We start from the raw sequence: 16,144 nt of genomic DNA, 5'->3' as shown, positions 1-16,144 counted from the left end.
CTCTTTAATTACGCCGGATTGGGTATATCAATGAAAGAAACATCCAAATCAGTATTTTCATTCAGCCATTCACTTAACGCGCGAATACCGCCACGTTCGGTGGCATGATGTCCGGCTGCATAAAAATGCAGCCCCTGCTCACGGGCTGAGTGAATGGTTTGTTCGGAGACTTCACCGGTAATAAAAGCATCGACGCCAAAACGGGCCGCGCTATCAATGAAACTTTGGCCGCCACCGGTACACCAGGCGACGCGCTGAACTTTTTCCGGCCCTGTATCACCACACCATAACGGTTTACGTCCCAGGCGCGCCTCTATCCAGGATGCCAGCTCTAACCCCGGAACCGGCATAGCGAGTTCGCCCCACGGCACCAGAGGCTCAATTTCCCCCATCACGGTAATGCCTAGCAGCGCAGCTAACTGCGCGTTATTCCCCAGTTCCGGGTGCGCATCCAGCGGCAGGTGCCAGCCATACAGGTTAATATCATTTTCCAGCAGTGTTTTCAGACGATGGCGCTTCATGCCGCGAATAACCGGGGATTCGCCTTTCCAGAAGTAACCGTGATGAACGATGACCGCATCAGCCCGCAGACGCACTGCCTCGTCCAATAATGCCTGGCTTGCGGTCACGCCGGTCACGATTTTATGCACCGTCTCTTTGCCCTCAACCTGCAAACCATTCGGCGCGTAGTCGCTAATGGCCGCGCTGTTCAGTTTGTCGTTGATCAGTTGTTCCAGTTCGGTGTTTTTCATCATCGCCCTCGTTGTCAAAAATTCTGCATGCCCAATCAGCAACACAGCTTAAGCTAAAATAGCGTCCCCGCCTCCGTTCGTCGATAGCCATTTCACTGACACATCAAGAAACAATCACATGGACTTTGAAGGTAAATTGCTTACCACCAGGAGATTTTATTCATGTATATTTATGCAATCAGACAGCATATTGCAAAAATAATCAGATCTGTATCAAAGTTACCATTTCAAGGAAACACGCTCACACAGTACGTTCATCCTGTCGTGAGGCATTCACTTCGAGAATAGAATGAATAAACAAGCATCTCAGCCGCGCGCTATCTATTACGTCGTCGCACTGCAAATTTGGGAATACTTCAGTTTTTACGGCATGCGTGCACTGCTGATCCTGTATCTCACTAACCAGCTTAAGTACAACGATAATCATGCATATGAACTCTTCAGTGCCTACTGCTCGCTAGTGTATGTCACCCCAATTCTGGGGGGATACCTGGCGGATAAAGTGCTCGGCAACCGTATGGCAGTCATGATTGGCGCATTTTTAATGGCAGTGGGGCACCTGGTGCTGGGTGCCAGTGAAATGGCGCCGGCGTTCCTCTATTTGTCTCTGGCAATTATCGTCTGCGGTTACGGTCTGTTTAAATCCAACATCAGTTGCCTGCTGGGCGAACTGTATCAGCCGGAAGATCCGCGTCGCGACGGCGGTTTCTCTCTGCTTTATGCCGCAGGTAACATCGGTTCGATTATCGCCCCTATCGCCTGTGGCTATGTGCAGGAAGAGTACAGCTGGGCCATGGGCTTCGCGCTGGCCGCAATCGGCATGCTGGCAGGACTGGTGATTTTCTTATGCGGAAACCGCCATTTCGCCCACACCACTGGTGTCAACAAAGCTGTCCTGTGCGCCAGAACGTTTATTCTGCCAAACTGGGCCTGGTTGTTGGTATTACTGGTGGCAGCTCCGCTGCTGATTACCGTCCTGTTCTGGAAAGAGTGGTCCGTGTATGCACTGATCGTTGCCACCTTCATTGGTCTGGCTGTTCTGGCAAAAATCTACCGTCAGGCACAAACACAGAAGCAGCGTAAAGAACTGGGGCTTATCGTTACTCTGACTTTCTTCAGCCTGTTGTTCTGGGCCTTTGCTCAACAGGGCGGCAGTTCTATTAGCCTCTATATCGACCGCTTTGTTAATCGCGACATTCTGGGATATTCCGTTCCTACCGCGATGTTCCAGTCGGTCAACGCCTTCGCCGTGATGCTGTGCGGCATCGTGCTGGCCTGGGTGGTTAAAGAAAGCGTGGGTGGCAACCGCACTGTGCGTATCTGGGGTAAATTTGCCCTCGGTCTGGGATTAATGAGCGCAGGTTTTTGTATTCTGACCTTAAGCGCCCGCTGGTCAGCAGCTTACGGGCATTCTTCTATGCCACTGATGATCCTTGGGCTGGCGGTGATGGGATTTGCCGAATTGTTTATTGATCCGGTCGCGATGTCGCAAATTACGCGCATTGAGATCCCGGGCGTTACCGGCGTATTAACCGGTATTTATATGCTGCTTTCGGGTGCCATTGCCAACTACCTGGCGGGAGTGATTGCCGACCAGACATCCCAGGGCACATTTGATGCCTCCGGGGCCATCAACTATTCCATCAATGCCTATATTGATGTCTTTAGCGAGATTACCTGGGGAGCCCTGGCCTGTGTCGCGCTGGTACTGCTAATTTGGTTGTATCAGTCACTTAAGTTTAGAAACCGTCCACTGGCGGTAGAGTCCTGAGTTTACAGGCCCGATGATGTACTACGACTCGGGCCTGTTTTTTATCAAGAGATTACGAATTATTAACTGCCAGATCCTCTTCCGACAGACCTGTAACCAGTAACACCATTTCACGAGCTATTCCTTGCGCCAGCATTGTTTGCGCTATACGTAATGCAGCCTCGTGTTTACCTTGCTGTAACCCTTGCTGTACCCCTTCCTGTAATCCCTCTAACCGTAATCGCTCCGCAATAGTCATCAGCCTCTCCTTGTGTTGGGGGATCCGTTGCGCCATCTCTTGCATAAATTCATTAAAGCGAGATGCATCGCCGGATTGCAGAATGTAATTAAACATCGCCTGTAGTTGCGTGTCATTAGCGCATCCTGTAAGTAACAGCGTAGCCAGTTGTTCTACCAGTCCCATCAAATCCCGCTGACGGATATATTTTTGCATGAGTTCCAGCAACGCCATTCGCCTGTGCGTCAGGATTTCATCATCGGGTACTACCGTTATATCCACCAGTGGAAATGCACTGGCATAGAGTTGCCTTGCCGCCACAGGATCTGCAAACGCATCCAGCCAACACAGTGAATACGGGTACGGGCTGCGGTTACCGTGATAAAACAACATCGGTATTACCAGCGGCAGTTCCTTGTGTCCGGCGTCCAGATGGCGCTGCATGGCCGTCATCGCATAACGCAGCAAACGAAAAGCCATATGCGGATCGGCTGAACTCTGATGCTCTATAACAACATAGACATACCCGTCACCGTCGCGTGTGTGCAGCGACCAGAGCACATCGGAGTAGCAGGAACGTAAATCCGCTTCAATAAAGCTCTCTGACTCCAGCTTCAACGTATTAAAATCGCAAAGCTTTTGCAGACAAGCCGGAAGGTGAATCTCGAGGAAATCCCGCGCAGTTTCGGGATGGTGTAAAAACGTTTTGAATACCGCATCATGCGGAGTGGAAGTCGTTGCCGTTGTCATCGTGTTCCGTCACCTGAAAGAAGATGACGGGACTTTACTGCCCAGGCGTAACTGGTGCATTCAGGCAGTAACGGTCTTACGCACACGATTCAGCGCTAAATGCGCCCGCTAGCAACATGTGCATTCTGCTGGAATGCATTACGCAGAAATCCACCACGCACTCACCCTTTTCGCGCCGCCTCATAGGCCGCGAGCGTGGCTAATCTCGCCTGCTTATGGTCGACAATGGGGCGAGGGTAATGGAGAGTCACCTGCGCTTTTTCCGCCCAGTTCCACGGCTCGTGGATTGCTTTTCCTGGCACCTCGCGTAATTCCGGCACCCACTGGCGGATAAACTCACCGTCACGATCGAATTTTTCCCCCTGAGTCGTTGGATTAAAAATACGAAAATACGGCGCGGCATCAGTTCCGGTTGACGCCGCCCACTGCCAGCCACCGTTATTGGCTGCCAGATCGCCGTCGATCAGTTGCGACATGAAATACTGCTCTCCTTTACGCCAGTCAATCAGCAGATCTTTCACCAGAAAGCTGGCGGTAATCATGCGTAAACGGTTATGCATCCATCCTGTGGTGTTAAGCTGGCGCATGGCGGCATCCACAATGGGATATCCCGTTTGCCCCGTCTGCCACGCCTGAAAATGTGCAGGATTATCCTGCCACTGAACACGATCGGTCCAGCGAATAAAGGGACGATGACGACACAGTGCCGGGTGGTATGTCATTAAATGGCGGTAAAACTCGCGCCAGATAAGCTCATTCAACCAGACGCTTCCGCTCCCGCCCTCAAGTGCCTGCGGCTGTTCTGCTAACAACCGGTTCAGGCATTGACGCGGCGATAATCCACCGGTTGCAAGACTTGCGGATAACCGGCTGGTGCCATCAATTGCCGGAAAGTCACGCTGTTGTTCATATTCCGCGACAGCCTGCTGGCAAAACTGACGTAATTGCGCGATAGCCGATTTTTCTTCCGGTTGGAAATGTCGCACATCAAAATCCTGCTGCGGATAACTCAGCGTAATTGCGGTTAACAGTGTGGAAATAGTGCTGCTGTCTCGTCTCTTTGGCGCGGCAACACTCTCAGGAACACCGTCTTTTAGACGTTTCAGCCAGGCATTTTTAAATGGCGTAAAGACTTTATACATTTCATGATTGCCGGTCATCACCGCCCCCGGAGGCAGGATCACGCTGTCGTCAAAACCCTCACAGATCACGTGTGGCAATGACTTTTCCACACTTACATCACGCTGTCGTTCGTTTATTTCATACTGATAGTTATAAAAAAGTCGGCTGACATCATGCTGCGCACAGACGTTTTTTACTGTATCCACGCTGGCGGAAAAATCGGTAACTTCATGAAACAGAAGGGGAATGCCTTTTTCTGCCAGTGCCGTTTGTAGCATATTTAATTGAGCGCTAATAAACGCCGCCTGGCGTGGAGCCATGTTATGTGACGTCCACTGTTCGGGAGTGGCAATATATAACGCCAGTACCTGAGCAGAAGGATCACGGCACGCGGCGGCGAGGGCGAGATTATCGTGCAGACGTAAATCACAACGAAACCAGACCAAATGGGTGGTCATAAAGCTCCCAAATCAATAAGACAATTAGCTTCCATAGCGCAAACGTAACGTTGCGGGCCAGGGATCAAAGTAGCGCTGTCCGGAAAGCCAGGTATCCGGGTATTCTGCCATATAGTGTTTGAGCAGCGTCACGGGAGCAAGTAGTGGCTGCGTTGCGCGCCGATAATCATCAATCAGCGTTGCGAGTTCCTGACGCTGACGAGCATTGAGCTGCTTACGAAAATACCCCTGAACGTGCATCAAAACATTAGTATGGTTACGCCGGGTAGCCTGATGCGACATCAAAGCCATCAACTGCTGGCGATAAGCGATAAAAAAGGCATCCAGACTTTCCCATTCGTGAACCGCTGCCACAAAACGCCCGAGCTCCCGATATGCTGGCTGAGAATGCGTCAACAGCAGCAGCTTATAGCGACTGTGATAGTCAATCAGTGCTCCGCGTGTCAGTCCTTGCTCACGAATACCATTTAGTTCATTCAGCGCATACATTCGTTCAACAAAGTTTTCGCGGATTTGCGGGTCATGCAACCGCCCATCCTCTTCTACTGGCAACCACGGATATGCGTCCATCAATAATGATGTGTAGATACCGCGTCCCGCTTTGCGGTTATTTTTACCGTCAGCATCGTACACGCGGACACGTTCCATTCCGCAGGTGGGGGATTTTGCGCAGACGATGTAGCCGCACAGATGTTCAAACTGCCCGATCTGTTGGTTACTGAAAACCGTCATGGCATCAGTAAGGTTCCCTTCCCGCTTATCGCTAAAACGCAGAGAAATAGCACCATCATCGTTTTTTACCAGACGTAACGCAGGACGAGGCACTGGCAATCCAATGGCCATTTCCGGACACACTGGCTCAAAGCGCACCCACGGAGACAGGTCTTCCACGGCAAAAGCCAGCCGTTTATGTCCGCCATCAAAGCGAACGTTAGCACCTAGCAAGCAGGCACTGATACCCACCGGGATTTTCTCGTTCATCACAACTCCTTATCCGTTATCTGAATAAGTGTAGACGTCGGAGCATAAAAAAAACCGCTACATTACTGTTAGCGGTTTTCTTGAGCAATTTCGATAAATTAATAGAAATCGCAGGTCGCTTTTTCAGCCTGATCCATCCACACCGGCTTATCGCTGGTTTTCGACCAGACGCGGTGCAGGTAGCTGAAAAAACGGGCGCGGTCTTTCCAGAACAGCATGACCGGTAGCGCCAGCACGCCCGCCACAACGGCGAAAGTACGGCGTAATAAGACAACATGTGCTGGATATTCTTTGTAAAGATCCATACTTTTCTCCCCTATATCTGTTCGGTGAATCGCACCGGAAAAATAAACTTGGTTAACTGATGAAAATAATACCGCCTTGTGTGTAATTTTACTACTCATCCGACCACTTATTTTTATCTATTGATGCTTCGTTTAACTTAAATTCGTAATTTAGTTACATAAAAGTTAAATTAATACTAATCATTAGTTAAATAATGGCCTTTGCCATTTTTATACTTTTTTTACATCCCGCCCGCCGATTTTTGCGAAATCTTTGCAACCAAAAAACTACGCTCTGGTTATCACATTTATGCCACTGGAGGTGCACCGTGAGTGCAGGCGTGATAACCGGCATTGTGCTGGTGTTTTTATTATTAGGTTATCTGGTGTATGCCCTGATCAATGCGGAGGCGTTCTGATGGCGGCACAAGGATTTTTACTCATCGCCAGTTTCTTACTGGTTCTTTTTGTTGTAGCCAGACCATTGGGCGCAGGGCTGGCAAGGCTTATCAATAACGCATCCTTGCCGGGCGTGACCGGCATTGAACGTGTGCTCTGGCGTGGGCTGGGCATTTCGCAACACGAAATGAACTGGAAGCAGTATCTGCTGGCAATTCTTGCACTCAATATGTTGGGTCTGCTGGTGCTGTTTTCGATGCTGATGGCGCAAGGTTTGCTGCCACTGAACCCTCAGCAATTGCCGGGACTCTCATGGCATCTCGCGCTGAATACCGCCGTGAGTTTTGTCACCAATACCAACTGGCAGTCATACAGCGGCGAAACCACCTTAAGCTACTTCAGCCAAATGGCCGGGCTGACCGTACAGAATTTCCTGTCAGCGGCGACCGGCATCGCGGTGATTTTCGCCCTGATCCGCGCCTTCACACGCCAAAGTATGAACACGCTGGGTAACGCCTGGGTGGATCTGGTGCGCATTACGTTATGGATCTTGCTGCCCATTGCTCTGCTCATCGCCCTGTTTTTTATACAGCAAGGCACGCTGCAAAACCTGTTGCCTTACCAGGCGTTCACCACGCTTGAAGGCGCTAAACAACTGCTGCCGATGGGTCCGGTCGCCTCGCAAGAAGCCATTAAGATGCTCGGCACTAACGGTGGCGGCTTCTTTAACGCTAACTCATCACATCCGTTTGAAAATCCAACCGCACTGACCAACATGGTGCAGATGCTGGCGATCTTTTTAATTCCCGCCGCCCTGTGCTTTGCTTTTGGCGACGTCGTGGGCGATCGCCGTCAGGGACGTACTCTGCTGTGGGCAATGTCGCTGATTTTTGTCATCTGCGTGGCGGTCGTGATGTGGGCTGAGATTCAGGGTAATTCACATCTGATGGCGTTTGGCGCAGACAGCAATATCAACATGGAAGGTAAAGAGAGCCGCTTTGGCGTGCTGGTCAGCAGTCTGTTTGCGGTCGTCACGACGGCAGCATCCTGCGGGGCGGTCATCGCTATGCATGACTCTTTCACCGCACTGGGCGGGATGGTGCCAATGTGGTTGATGCAGATTGGCGAAGTGGTGTTTGGCGGCGTGGGTTCAGGTTTATACGGCATGCTGCTGTTTGTTCTGCTGGCCGTATTTATCGCCGGACTGATGATTGGCCGTACCCCGGAATATCTGGGTAAGAAAATCGACGTGCGCGAAATGAAAATGACAGCGCTGGCGATTCTGGTTACCCCTGCACTGGTGCTGCTTGGTACAGCGATTGCCATGATGAGCGACGCCGGGCGCAGCGCGATGCTCAACCCTGGGCCACACGGTTTCAGTGAGGTGCTGTACGCCGTATCGTCTGCAGCGAACAACAACGGTAGCGCCTTTGCCGGGTTAAGCGCCAACAGCCCATTCTGGAACTGCCTGCTGGCCTTCTGCATGTTCTTCGGGCGCTTCGGCGTCATTATTCCGGTGATGGCAATTGCCGGGTCGTTGGTCGGTAAAAAGAGCCAACCCGCAAGCCCAGGCACTCTGCCCACACACGGTGCGCTGTTTGTCGGGTTGTTAATCGGTACGGTGTTACTGGTTGGCGCTCTTACCTTTATTCCTGCTCTGGCGCTTGGTCCGGTCGCAGAATACCTCTCTTTACGTTGAGCGATGCGGAGCACATTATTATGAGTCGCAAGCAACTGGCGCTGTTCGAACCCTCTCTGGTCGCGCAAGCGCTTATGGACGCCGTCAAAAAATTAAGCCCACATACCCAGTGGCGCAATCCGGTCATGTTTATCGTCTGGATCGGCAGCCTGCTGACCACGCTGATAACCGTAGCGATGGCAACCGGGCACATGATCGGGAACCCAATGTTTACCGGGGCGATAAGTCTCTGGTTATGGGTGACCGTTCTGTTCGCCAACTTTGCCGAGGCGCTGGCGGAAGGACGTAGCAAAGCACAGGCCAACAGCCTGAAAGGGGTGAAAAAAACAGCTTTCGCACGTAAATTACGCGAACCCAAATACGGCTCGTCAATGGATCATGTTCCTGCCAGCGAACTGCGTAAAGGGGATGTGGTGCTGGTTGAAGCAGGCGATATTATCCCCTGCGACGGCGAAGTCATCGAAGGCGGCGCATCGGTGGATGAAAGCGCCATTACCGGTGAATCTGCGCCGGTTATCCGCGAATCCGGCGGTGATTTCGCATCAGTTACCGGAGGAACTCGCATCCTCTCCGACTGGCTGGTGATCGAATGCAGCGTGAACCCCGGCGAAACATTCCTCGACCGAATGATCGCAATGGTCGAAGGCGCCCAACGGCGGAAAACGCCAAATGAAATCGCGCTGACGATCCTGCTGATCGCCCTGACTATCGTCTTTTTGCTGGCAACCGCTACGCTGTGGCCGTTTTCCGCCTGGGGCGGCAGCGCGGTCAGCGTCACAGTTCTGGTTGCATTGCTGGTCTGCCTGATCCCCACCACTATCGGTGGCCTGCTCTCCGCAATTGGCGTCGCCGGAATGAGCCGCATGCTGGGTGCGAATGTCATCGCCACCAGCGGGCGAGCGGTAGAAGCAGCAGGTGACGTGGACGTACTGCTGCTGGATAAAACCGGCACCATTACGCTGGGCAACCGTCAGGCTTCAGATTTTCTTCCCGCCCAGGGCGTTGATGAAAAAACGCTGGCCGACGCCGCACAGCTTTCGTCACTGGCGGATGAAACGCCAGAAGGTCGTAGCATCGTGGTGCTGGCAAAACAGCGCTTTAATCTGCGCATACGCGACGTGCAATCGCTGCACGCCACATTTGTACCGTTTACCGCACAAAGCCGGATGAGCGGTATCAATATCGACAACCGCATGATCCGCAAAGGTTCAGTAGACGCCATTCGTCGTCACGTCGAAGCCAACGGAGGGCACTTCCCTGCCGATGTTGAGCAGAAGGTCGAAAACGTCGCTCGCCTTGGTGCGACGCCGCTGGTCGTTGCCGAAGGTTCGCACGTACTGGGTGTGATTGCGCTGAAAGATATCGTTAAAGGCGGGATCAAAGAACGTTTTGCCCAGTTGCGCAAAATGGGTATCAAAACGGTGATGATCACAGGCGACAACCGGCTAACCGCCGCCGCGATTGCGGCAGAAGCCGGGGTGGATGACTTTTTAGCGGAAGCCACACCGGAAGCCAAGCTGGCACTTATTCGTCAGTACCAGGCGGAAGGTCGTCTGGTGGCGATGACCGGCGACGGAACCAACGACGCCCCCGCACTGGCTCAGGCAGATGTGGCGGTAGCCATGAACTCCGGGACCCAGGCCGCGAAGGAAGCGGGCAACATGGTCGATCTGGACTCTAACCCCACTAAACTGATTGAAGTGGTGCATATTGGCAAACAGATGCTGATGACACGTGGCTCGCTGACCACCTTCAGTATTGCCAACGACGTAGCGAAATATTTCGCCATTATCCCGGCTGCGTTTGCCGCAACCTACCCGCAGCTCAACGCACTTAACGTGATGCGCCTGCATTCGCCGGATTCGGCAATCCTGAGCGCGGTCATCTTCAATGCGCTGGTTATTGTCTTTCTGATCCCACTGGCGCTGAAGGGCGTGAGCTATAAACCGTTATCGGCTTCCGCCATGCTGCGCCGTAACTTGTGGATCTACGGTCTGGGCGGTCTGGTTGTGCCATTTATTGGTATCAAAGTGATTGATTTATTGCTGACCCTGCTGGGTCTGGTGTGAGGTTTCAGATGAGTGGATTACGTCCTGCACTATCAACATTGATTTTCCTGATACTTATCACCGGCGGAGCATATCCATTGCTGACAACCGCACTGGGGCAATGGTGGTTTCCCCATCAGGCTAACGGGTCACTGCTCCGTGAGGGTCAGGTCGTTCGCGGCTCTGAACTCATCGGCCAGAACTTTACCGCCGCCGGTTATTTTCAGGGACGCCCTTCAGCGACGGCGGAAATGCCCTATAATCCAATGGGTTCAGGCGGCAGTAACCTGGCGGCCAGCAACCCGGAGCTGGATAAACAATTGCAAAGCAGGATTGCCGCGCTGCGTGCTGCAAATCCGCAGGCTAACCCAGTTGTTCCGGTGGAACTGGTCACGGCGTCTGCCAGTGGACTGGACAATAATCTGACACCGAACGCGGTAGCCTGGCAGATCCCCCGCGTGGCGCAAGCCCGTAACCTCAGCGTTGAAGAGGTAACGCAGTTAGTTGCACAATACACGCATAAGCCGCTGGTCGGGTTTATCGGCCAGCCGGTAGTGAACCTGGTGGAACTTAATTTAGCGCTGGATAAGCGCTGAGAAAAAGGTCATGACAGAAGAACCCTTGCGCCCCAATCCGGATCGCTTACTGGAACAGACCGCCGCCCCACACCGGGGAAAACTAAAAATCTTCTTCGGTGCCTGCGCTGGAGTCGGGAAAACCTGGGCTATGCTGGCTGAGGCCCAGCGGTTACGGACGCAAGGGCTGGATGTGTTGATCGGCGTGGTGGAAACTCACGGGCGTAAAGAGACCGCCGCACTGCTGGACGGACTCGCCGTGCTGCCGCTGAAACGCCAGTCACACCGTGGGCGGCACATCAGCGAGTTTGATCTCGATGCCGCCCTTGCCCGTCGCCCGGCCCTGATTTTAATGGATGAACTGGCGCACAGTAATGCGCCAGGCTCGCGTCACCCTCGCCGTTGGCAGGACATCGAAGAACTGCTGGAAGCTGGCATTGATGTCTTTACCACTGTTAACGTTCAGCATCTGGAAAGCCTGAACGATATCGTCAGCGGCGTTACCGGTATTCAGGTCCGCGAAACCGTCCCCGATCCGTTTTTCGATGCGGCTGATGATGTGGTACTGGTCGATCTCCCCCCTGACGATCTGCGCCAACGTCTGAACGAAGGCAAAGTCTATATTGCCGGTCAGGCAGAACGGGCTATCGAACACTTCTTCCGCAAAGGCAATTTGATCGCACTGCGCGAACTGGCCCTGCGACGTACAGCTGATCGGGTAGACGATCAAATGCGCGCCTGGCGAGGTCACCCTGGAGAGGAAAAAGTCTGGCACACCCGCGATGCCATCCTGCTGTGTATCGGACACAACACCGGCAGCGAAAAGCTGGTGCGTGCCGCCGCACGTCTGGCTGCACGTCTCGGTAGTGTCTGGCATGCCGTGTATGTCGAAACACCCGCACTGCATCAGTTACCCGAAAAGCAACGTCGCGCAATTCTTGGCGCCTTGCGACTGGCACAGGAATTAGGAGCAGAAACAGCCACCCTCTCCGATCCCGCAGAAGATAAAGCGGTCGTCCGCTACGCCCGGGAGCACAATCTGGGAAAAATCGTGCTGGGGCGTCCGACAACTCGACGCAGGTGGCGCAGTGATTCTTTTGCCGACAAGCTGGCCCATCGCGCACCGGATCTCGATCTGATGATTGTCGCGTTGGACGATCCCCCTCCACGTCCGGCGGTTCAGGCTGCTGACACGCGTACCTTTAAAGATAAGTGGCGGGTACAGATTCAGGGCTGTCTGGTTGCAGCTGCACTGTGCGCCTTCACAACGCTGATAGCCATGCAGTGGCTGGTTGCCTTTGATGCCGCCAATCTGGTAATGCTCTACCTGTTAGGCGTGGTAGTGATCGCCCTGTTCTACGGACGCTGGCCGTCTGTGGTGGCGACCTTTATTAACGTCGCCAGCTTCGATCTGTTCTTTATTGCCCCGCGCGGTACGCTGGCCGTTTCGGACGTCCAGTATCTGCTCACATTCGCCGTTATGTTGACGGTCGGTCTGGTCATCGGGAATCTGACCGCAGGAGTGCGCTATCAGGCACGAGTCGCTCGCTACCGGGAACAGCGCACGCGGCATCTGTACGAGATGTCCAAAGCCCTGGCCGTGGGGCGGAGTCAACAAGATATCGCTGCCACCAGTGAGCAGTTTATTACCTCAACCTTTCAGGCCCGCAGTCAGGTTTTATTGCCCGATGAGAACGGCAAACTGGCTCCGCTGACGCATCAACAAGGCACGACGCCCTGGGATGATGCCATTGCCCGCTGGAGCTTTGATAAGGGACAACCGGCCGGGGCCGGCACCGATACCTTACCGGGCGTACCGTATCAGATCTTACCGTTAAAAAGCGCCGACAAAACGTATGGACTGTTGATAGTAGAACCGGGGAATCTTCGACAGTTGATGATCCCGGAACAACAACGACTGCTGGAAACCTTTACCTTGTTGGTTGCCAGCGCCCTGGAGCGACTGGCGCTGACTGCCAGCGAAGAGCTGGCGCGATTTGCCAGCGAACGCGAGAGCATCCGCAACGCCCTGCTCGCCGCCCTTTCTCATGATTTACGCACGCCGTTAACGGTGCTGTTCGGTCAGGCGGAGATTTTAACATTGGATCTGGCAACGGAAGGCTCGAAGCACGCCCGTCAGGCCAGCGAAATTCGCCAGCATGTCCTTAACACGACCCGGCTGGTAAATAATCTGCTGGATATGGCGCGAATTCAGTCTGGCGGCTTTAATCTTAAGAAAGAGTGGTTAACGCTGGAGGAAGTGGTGGGCAGCGCCTTACAGATGCTGGAGCCTGGCCTGGCTGCACCAATTAATCTGTCACTTCCTGAGCCATTGACGCTGATACACGTTGATGGGCCACTCTTTGAACGAGTGCTGATTAATCTGCTGGAAAACGCCGTCAAATACGCAGGCCCGCAGGCACAAATAGGAATTGAAGCACAGGTTGAGGGCGAACACCTGCAACTGGACGTGTGGGATAACGGGCCTGGCATTCCGTCAGGCCAGGAACAACGTATTTTCGACAAGTTTTCCCGGGGGAACAAAGAGTCATCAGTACCGGGCGTTGGGCTGGGACTGGCAATTTGCCAGGCTATTGTCGACGTGCATGGCGGGACCATTACCGCCCATAATCGACCGCAGGGTGGCGCTTGCTTCCGTGTTACACTGCCGCAAGAATTACCCCCTGAACTTGAAGATTTTCATGAGGATATGTGACAAACGTATTGATTGTTGAAGATGAACAGGCCATTCGTCGCTTTCTGCGCACCGCGCTGGAAGCCGATGGTCTGCGCGTGTATGAAGCAGAAACGTTGCAACGTGGCCTGCTGGAGGCCGCAACGCGTAAACCCGATCTCATCATTCTCGATCTCGGCCTGCCAGACGGTGACGGCACTGATTTTATTCGCGACCTGCGACAATGGAGCGCTATTCCCGTTATAGTGCTTTCAGCTCGCAGTGAAGAGAGCGACAAAATCGCCGCACTGGATGCCGGTGCTGATGATTATCTCAGCAAGCCGTTTGGCATTGGCGAACTGCAGGCGCGTTTGCGTGTGGCATTACGCCGCCACGCTATTGGACCCGCACCCGAGCCAGTCGTGCATTTTTCCGATGTGAAAGTGGATATTGCCGCGCGTCTGGTACATCGTGGCGAAGAGGAAATTCACCTGACGCCAATTGAATTTCGCCTGCTGGCGATACTTCTCAATAACAGCGGGAAGGTGCTGACCCAGCGTCAGCTGTTGAATCAGGTTTGGGGTCCCAACGCCGTCGAGCACAGCCACTACCTGCGAATTTATATGGGGCACTTGCGCCAGAAACTGGAAGTAGACCCGGCGCGCCCTCGTCACTTTATAACCGAAACCGGGATTGGCTATCGGTTTATGCCGTGATATTTCACCGGGTACCAGATGTAAAAAAGGAGCCTTTCGGCTCCTTTTCTGGTTACGCGTTTTTCAGCACTTCGCTGACAATCTCAACCGCTTCTTTTTCAATCTGCTTGCGGTGTTCTTCACCCAGGAAGCTCTCGCAGTAGATTTTATAGGCGTCTTCAGTACCTGACGGACGTGCGGCAAACCAGCCATTGTCAGTCATCACTTTCAGACCGCCGATAGAAGCACCATTGCCTGGCGCCGCCGTCAGACGCGCGGTGATCGGATCACCCGCCAGCGTGCTGGCACTGACCATCTCCGGAGAGAGTTTAGACAGCGCTGCTTTCTGCGCGGAGGTCGCTGCTGCCTGCAAACGGTTATAGCTCGGCGCACCAAAACGCGCGGCCAGCTCGTTGTAATGCTCTTGCGGGTTCTTACCGGTCACGGCAGTAATTTCGGCCGCCAGCAGACACATAATGATCCCGTCTTTGTCGGTCGACCACGGTGTACCGTCGAAACGCAGGAAAGAAGCCCCCGCGCTCTCCTCGCCGCCGAAGCCGAAGCTACCGTCGAACAGGCCATCAACAAACCATTTAAAGCCAACCGGTACTTCAACCAGTTTACGTCCTAAATCATTCACCACACGGTCAATCATCGCTGAAGACACCAGCGTTTTGCCAACGGCAACGTCTTCGCCCCACTGCGGGCGATGCTGGAACAGATAGTTGATCGCGACTGCCAGATAGTGGTTCGGGTTCATCAACCCGGCCGGAGTGACGATGCCGTGACGGTCATAATCTGGATCGTTAGCAAATGCCAGATCGAACTTATCACGTAGCGCCAGCAGACCCGCCATCGCACACTCGGAAGAGCAGTCCATACGGATAGCACCGTCTTTGTCGAGATGCATAAAGCGGAAGGTCTGATCAACCTGATCGTTAACAATGGTCAGATTCAGTTTGTAGTGCTCGGCAATACGCTTCCAGTATTCGATACCGGAGCCACCCAGCGGATCGACACCCAGCGTCAGACCCGCTTTTTGAATCGCTGCCATATCGACAATATCTGCAAGCCCTTCCACGAACGGCTGCACAAGATCCTGTTCTTTCACATGACCCGACGCCAGCGCCGCATCCAGTGAAATTCGCTTAACACCGTTAAGTCCATCAGCCAGCAGCGCGTTGGCACGATCTTCCACCACTTTAGTGACGTTAGTATCTGCCGGACCACCGTTTGGCGGGTTGTATTTAATGCCACCATCTTCCGGCGGGTTGTGCGACGGCGTGATGACAATGCCATCAGCCAGCGGGCCGCCTTTTTTGTTATGGACCAGGATTGCATTTGACACGGCAGGGGTTGGCGTAAAGCCGTTATTTTCCTGCACGATGACATCAACACCGTTTGCCGCCAACACTTCCAGTACAGAGATAAATGCCGGTTCAGACAGCGCATGGGTGTCTTTGCCCACATAACAAGGCCCGGTAATCCCGTTTTTCGCACGTTCTTCGGCAATGGCCTGGGCGATTGCCAAAATATGCGGCTCGTTAAAACTGTGACGACCTGCACTACCACGATGCCCGGATGTCCCGAACTTAACGGCATGCTCAGCATTCCCGGCTGTTGGTTTAAGTACATAGTACTGTGCCGTCAGTTGGGCGACGTTAATCAAATCACTCTGTTGTGCAGGCTGACCTGCACGCTTGTGGATTGCCATTGCCT

Annotated in this window: 13 protein-coding genes; 7 read left to right on the top strand and 6 right to left on the bottom strand. The window is 53.4% G+C overall.

Annotation, left to right across the window (positions count from 1 at the left end; genetic code table 11):
- Positions 1-8 precede the first annotated feature (8 nt).
- Positions 9-752 (bottom strand): radiation resistance protein YbgI, encoded by a 744-nt coding sequence (ybgI, locus tag LG384_RS06785; RefSeq protein ID WP_045449503.1) that lies wholly within the window; start codon positions 750-752, stop codon positions 9-11.
- 289 nt (positions 753-1,041) lie between these two features.
- Here ybgI and LG384_RS06780 point away from each other — a divergent pair, with 289 nt between their 5' ends.
- Positions 1,042-2,523, top strand: a complete 1,482-nt coding sequence (locus tag LG384_RS06780) for an MFS transporter (protein ID WP_225760661.1) — start codon at positions 1,042-1,044, stop codon at positions 2,521-2,523.
- Positions 2,524-2,575: 52 nt separating this feature from the next.
- On the opposite strand, the gene LG384_RS06775 is transcribed toward LG384_RS06780, so the two are convergent.
- The 4 genes from LG384_RS06775 to LG384_RS06760 all read right to left on the bottom strand — a co-directional run bounded on the left by LG384_RS06775 (position 2,576) and on the right by LG384_RS06760 (position 6,356).
- Positions 2,576-3,490 (bottom strand): Rpn family recombination-promoting nuclease/putative transposase, encoded by a 915-nt coding sequence (locus LG384_RS06775; protein ID WP_225760660.1) that lies wholly within the window; start codon positions 3,488-3,490, stop codon positions 2,576-2,578.
- Positions 3,491-3,651: 161 nt separating this feature from the next.
- Positions 3,652-5,070: a deoxyribodipyrimidine photo-lyase gene (gene phrB, locus LG384_RS06770; protein ID WP_225760659.1), complete on the bottom strand. Its 1,419-nt coding sequence runs from the start codon at positions 5,068-5,070 to the stop codon at positions 3,652-3,654.
- 24 nt (positions 5,071-5,094) lie between these two features.
- Positions 5,095-6,051, bottom strand: a complete 957-nt coding sequence (locus tag LG384_RS06765) for a DUF523 and DUF1722 domain-containing protein (RefSeq protein WP_225760658.1) — start codon at positions 6,049-6,051, stop codon at positions 5,095-5,097.
- Between the two features lie 98 nt (positions 6,052-6,149).
- Positions 6,150-6,356, bottom strand: coding sequence for a YbfA family protein (locus LG384_RS06760; RefSeq protein ID WP_225760657.1), 207 nt, complete (start codon positions 6,354-6,356; stop codon positions 6,150-6,152).
- Between the two features lie 308 nt (positions 6,357-6,664).
- On the opposite strand from LG384_RS06760, the gene kdpF reads away from it, so the two are divergent.
- The 6 genes from kdpF to kdpE are packed head-to-tail and all read left to right on the top strand — an operon-like array spanning position 6,665 to position 14,446.
- Positions 6,665-6,754 (top strand): K(+)-transporting ATPase subunit F, encoded by a 90-nt coding sequence (gene kdpF / locus LG384_RS06755; protein ID WP_001670793.1) that lies wholly within the window; start codon positions 6,665-6,667, stop codon positions 6,752-6,754.
- On the top strand, positions 6,754-8,433 hold the full coding sequence (gene kdpA, locus LG384_RS06750) for a potassium-transporting ATPase subunit KdpA (protein WP_225760656.1): 1,680 nt from the start codon (positions 6,754-6,756) through the stop codon (positions 8,431-8,433). The genes kdpF and kdpA overlap by 1 nt, the downstream gene beginning before the upstream one ends.
- Before the next feature lie 20 nt (positions 8,434-8,453).
- The gene (gene kdpB / locus LG384_RS06745) at positions 8,454-10,502 is read left to right on the top strand and encodes a potassium-transporting ATPase subunit KdpB (RefSeq protein ID WP_225760655.1); all 2,049 of its coding nucleotides are present in this window, start codon (positions 8,454-8,456) and stop codon (positions 10,500-10,502) included.
- 8 nt (positions 10,503-10,510) lie between these two features.
- The gene (gene kdpC, locus LG384_RS06740; RefSeq protein WP_045441076.1) at positions 10,511-11,077 is read left to right on the top strand and encodes a potassium-transporting ATPase subunit KdpC; all 567 of its coding nucleotides are present in this window, start codon (positions 10,511-10,513) and stop codon (positions 11,075-11,077) included.
- A 10-nt stretch (positions 11,078-11,087) separates the two neighbouring features.
- Positions 11,088-13,772, top strand: coding sequence for a two-component system sensor histidine kinase KdpD (gene kdpD, locus LG384_RS06735; protein WP_045441075.1), 2,685 nt, complete (start codon positions 11,088-11,090; stop codon positions 13,770-13,772).
- A complete protein-coding gene (kdpE, locus tag LG384_RS06730; protein ID WP_045441074.1) occupies positions 13,769-14,446 on the top strand; it encodes a two-component system response regulator KdpE in 678 nt (225 codons plus the stop codon). The genes kdpD and kdpE overlap by 4 nt, the downstream gene beginning before the upstream one ends.
- Before the next feature lie 52 nt (positions 14,447-14,498).
- On the opposite strand, the gene pgm is transcribed toward kdpE, so the two are convergent.
- Complete coding sequence (pgm, locus tag LG384_RS06725) at positions 14,499-16,139, bottom strand: phosphoglucomutase (alpha-D-glucose-1,6-bisphosphate-dependent) (RefSeq protein ID WP_225760654.1); 1,641 nt, start codon at positions 16,137-16,139, stop codon at positions 14,499-14,501.
- Between the last annotated feature and the right edge of the window lie 5 nt (positions 16,140-16,144).

Origin of the sequence: Citrobacter sp. Marseille-Q3906 (assembly GCF_916618775.1) — a bacterium.
Classification (GTDB): domain Bacteria; phylum Pseudomonadota; class Gammaproteobacteria; order Enterobacterales; family Enterobacteriaceae; genus Citrobacter; species Citrobacter murliniae.
Note: the sequence above shows the minus strand (reverse complement) of the source record. Positions and strands in the feature narration are given on the sequence as shown.

Excerpts from the sequence above, each read along its gene's own strand:
- kdpB (WP_225760655.1), top strand. The coding sequence starts at position 8,454 with ATGAGTCGCAAGCAACTGGCGCTGTTCGAACCCTCTCTGGTCGCGCAA.
- kdpA (WP_225760656.1), top strand. The coding sequence starts at position 6,754 with ATGGCGGCACAAGGATTTTTACTCATCGCCAGTTTCTTACTGGTTCTT.
- phrB (WP_225760659.1), bottom strand. The coding sequence starts at position 5,070 with ATGACCACCCATTTGGTCTGGTTTCGTTGTGATTTACGTCTGCACGAT.
- kdpC (WP_045441076.1), top strand. The coding sequence starts at position 10,511 with ATGAGTGGATTACGTCCTGCACTATCAACATTGATTTTCCTGATACTT.
- LG384_RS06765 (WP_225760658.1), bottom strand. The coding sequence starts at position 6,051 with ATGAACGAGAAAATCCCGGTGGGTATCAGTGCCTGCTTGCTAGGTGCT.
- pgm (WP_225760654.1), bottom strand. The coding sequence starts at position 16,139 with ATGGCAATCCACAAGCGTGCAGGTCAGCCTGCACAACAGAGTGATTTG.
- ybgI (WP_045449503.1), bottom strand. The coding sequence starts at position 752 with ATGAAAAACACCGAACTGGAACAACTGATCAACGACAAACTGAACAGC.
- LG384_RS06760 (WP_225760657.1), bottom strand. The coding sequence starts at position 6,356 with ATGGATCTTTACAAAGAATATCCAGCACATGTTGTCTTATTACGCCGT.
- LG384_RS06780 (WP_225760661.1), top strand. The coding sequence starts at position 1,042 with ATGAATAAACAAGCATCTCAGCCGCGCGCTATCTATTACGTCGTCGCA.
- kdpD (WP_045441075.1), top strand. The coding sequence starts at position 11,088 with ATGACAGAAGAACCCTTGCGCCCCAATCCGGATCGCTTACTGGAACAG.
- LG384_RS06775 (WP_225760660.1), bottom strand. The coding sequence starts at position 3,490 with ATGACAACGGCAACGACTTCCACTCCGCATGATGCGGTATTCAAAACG.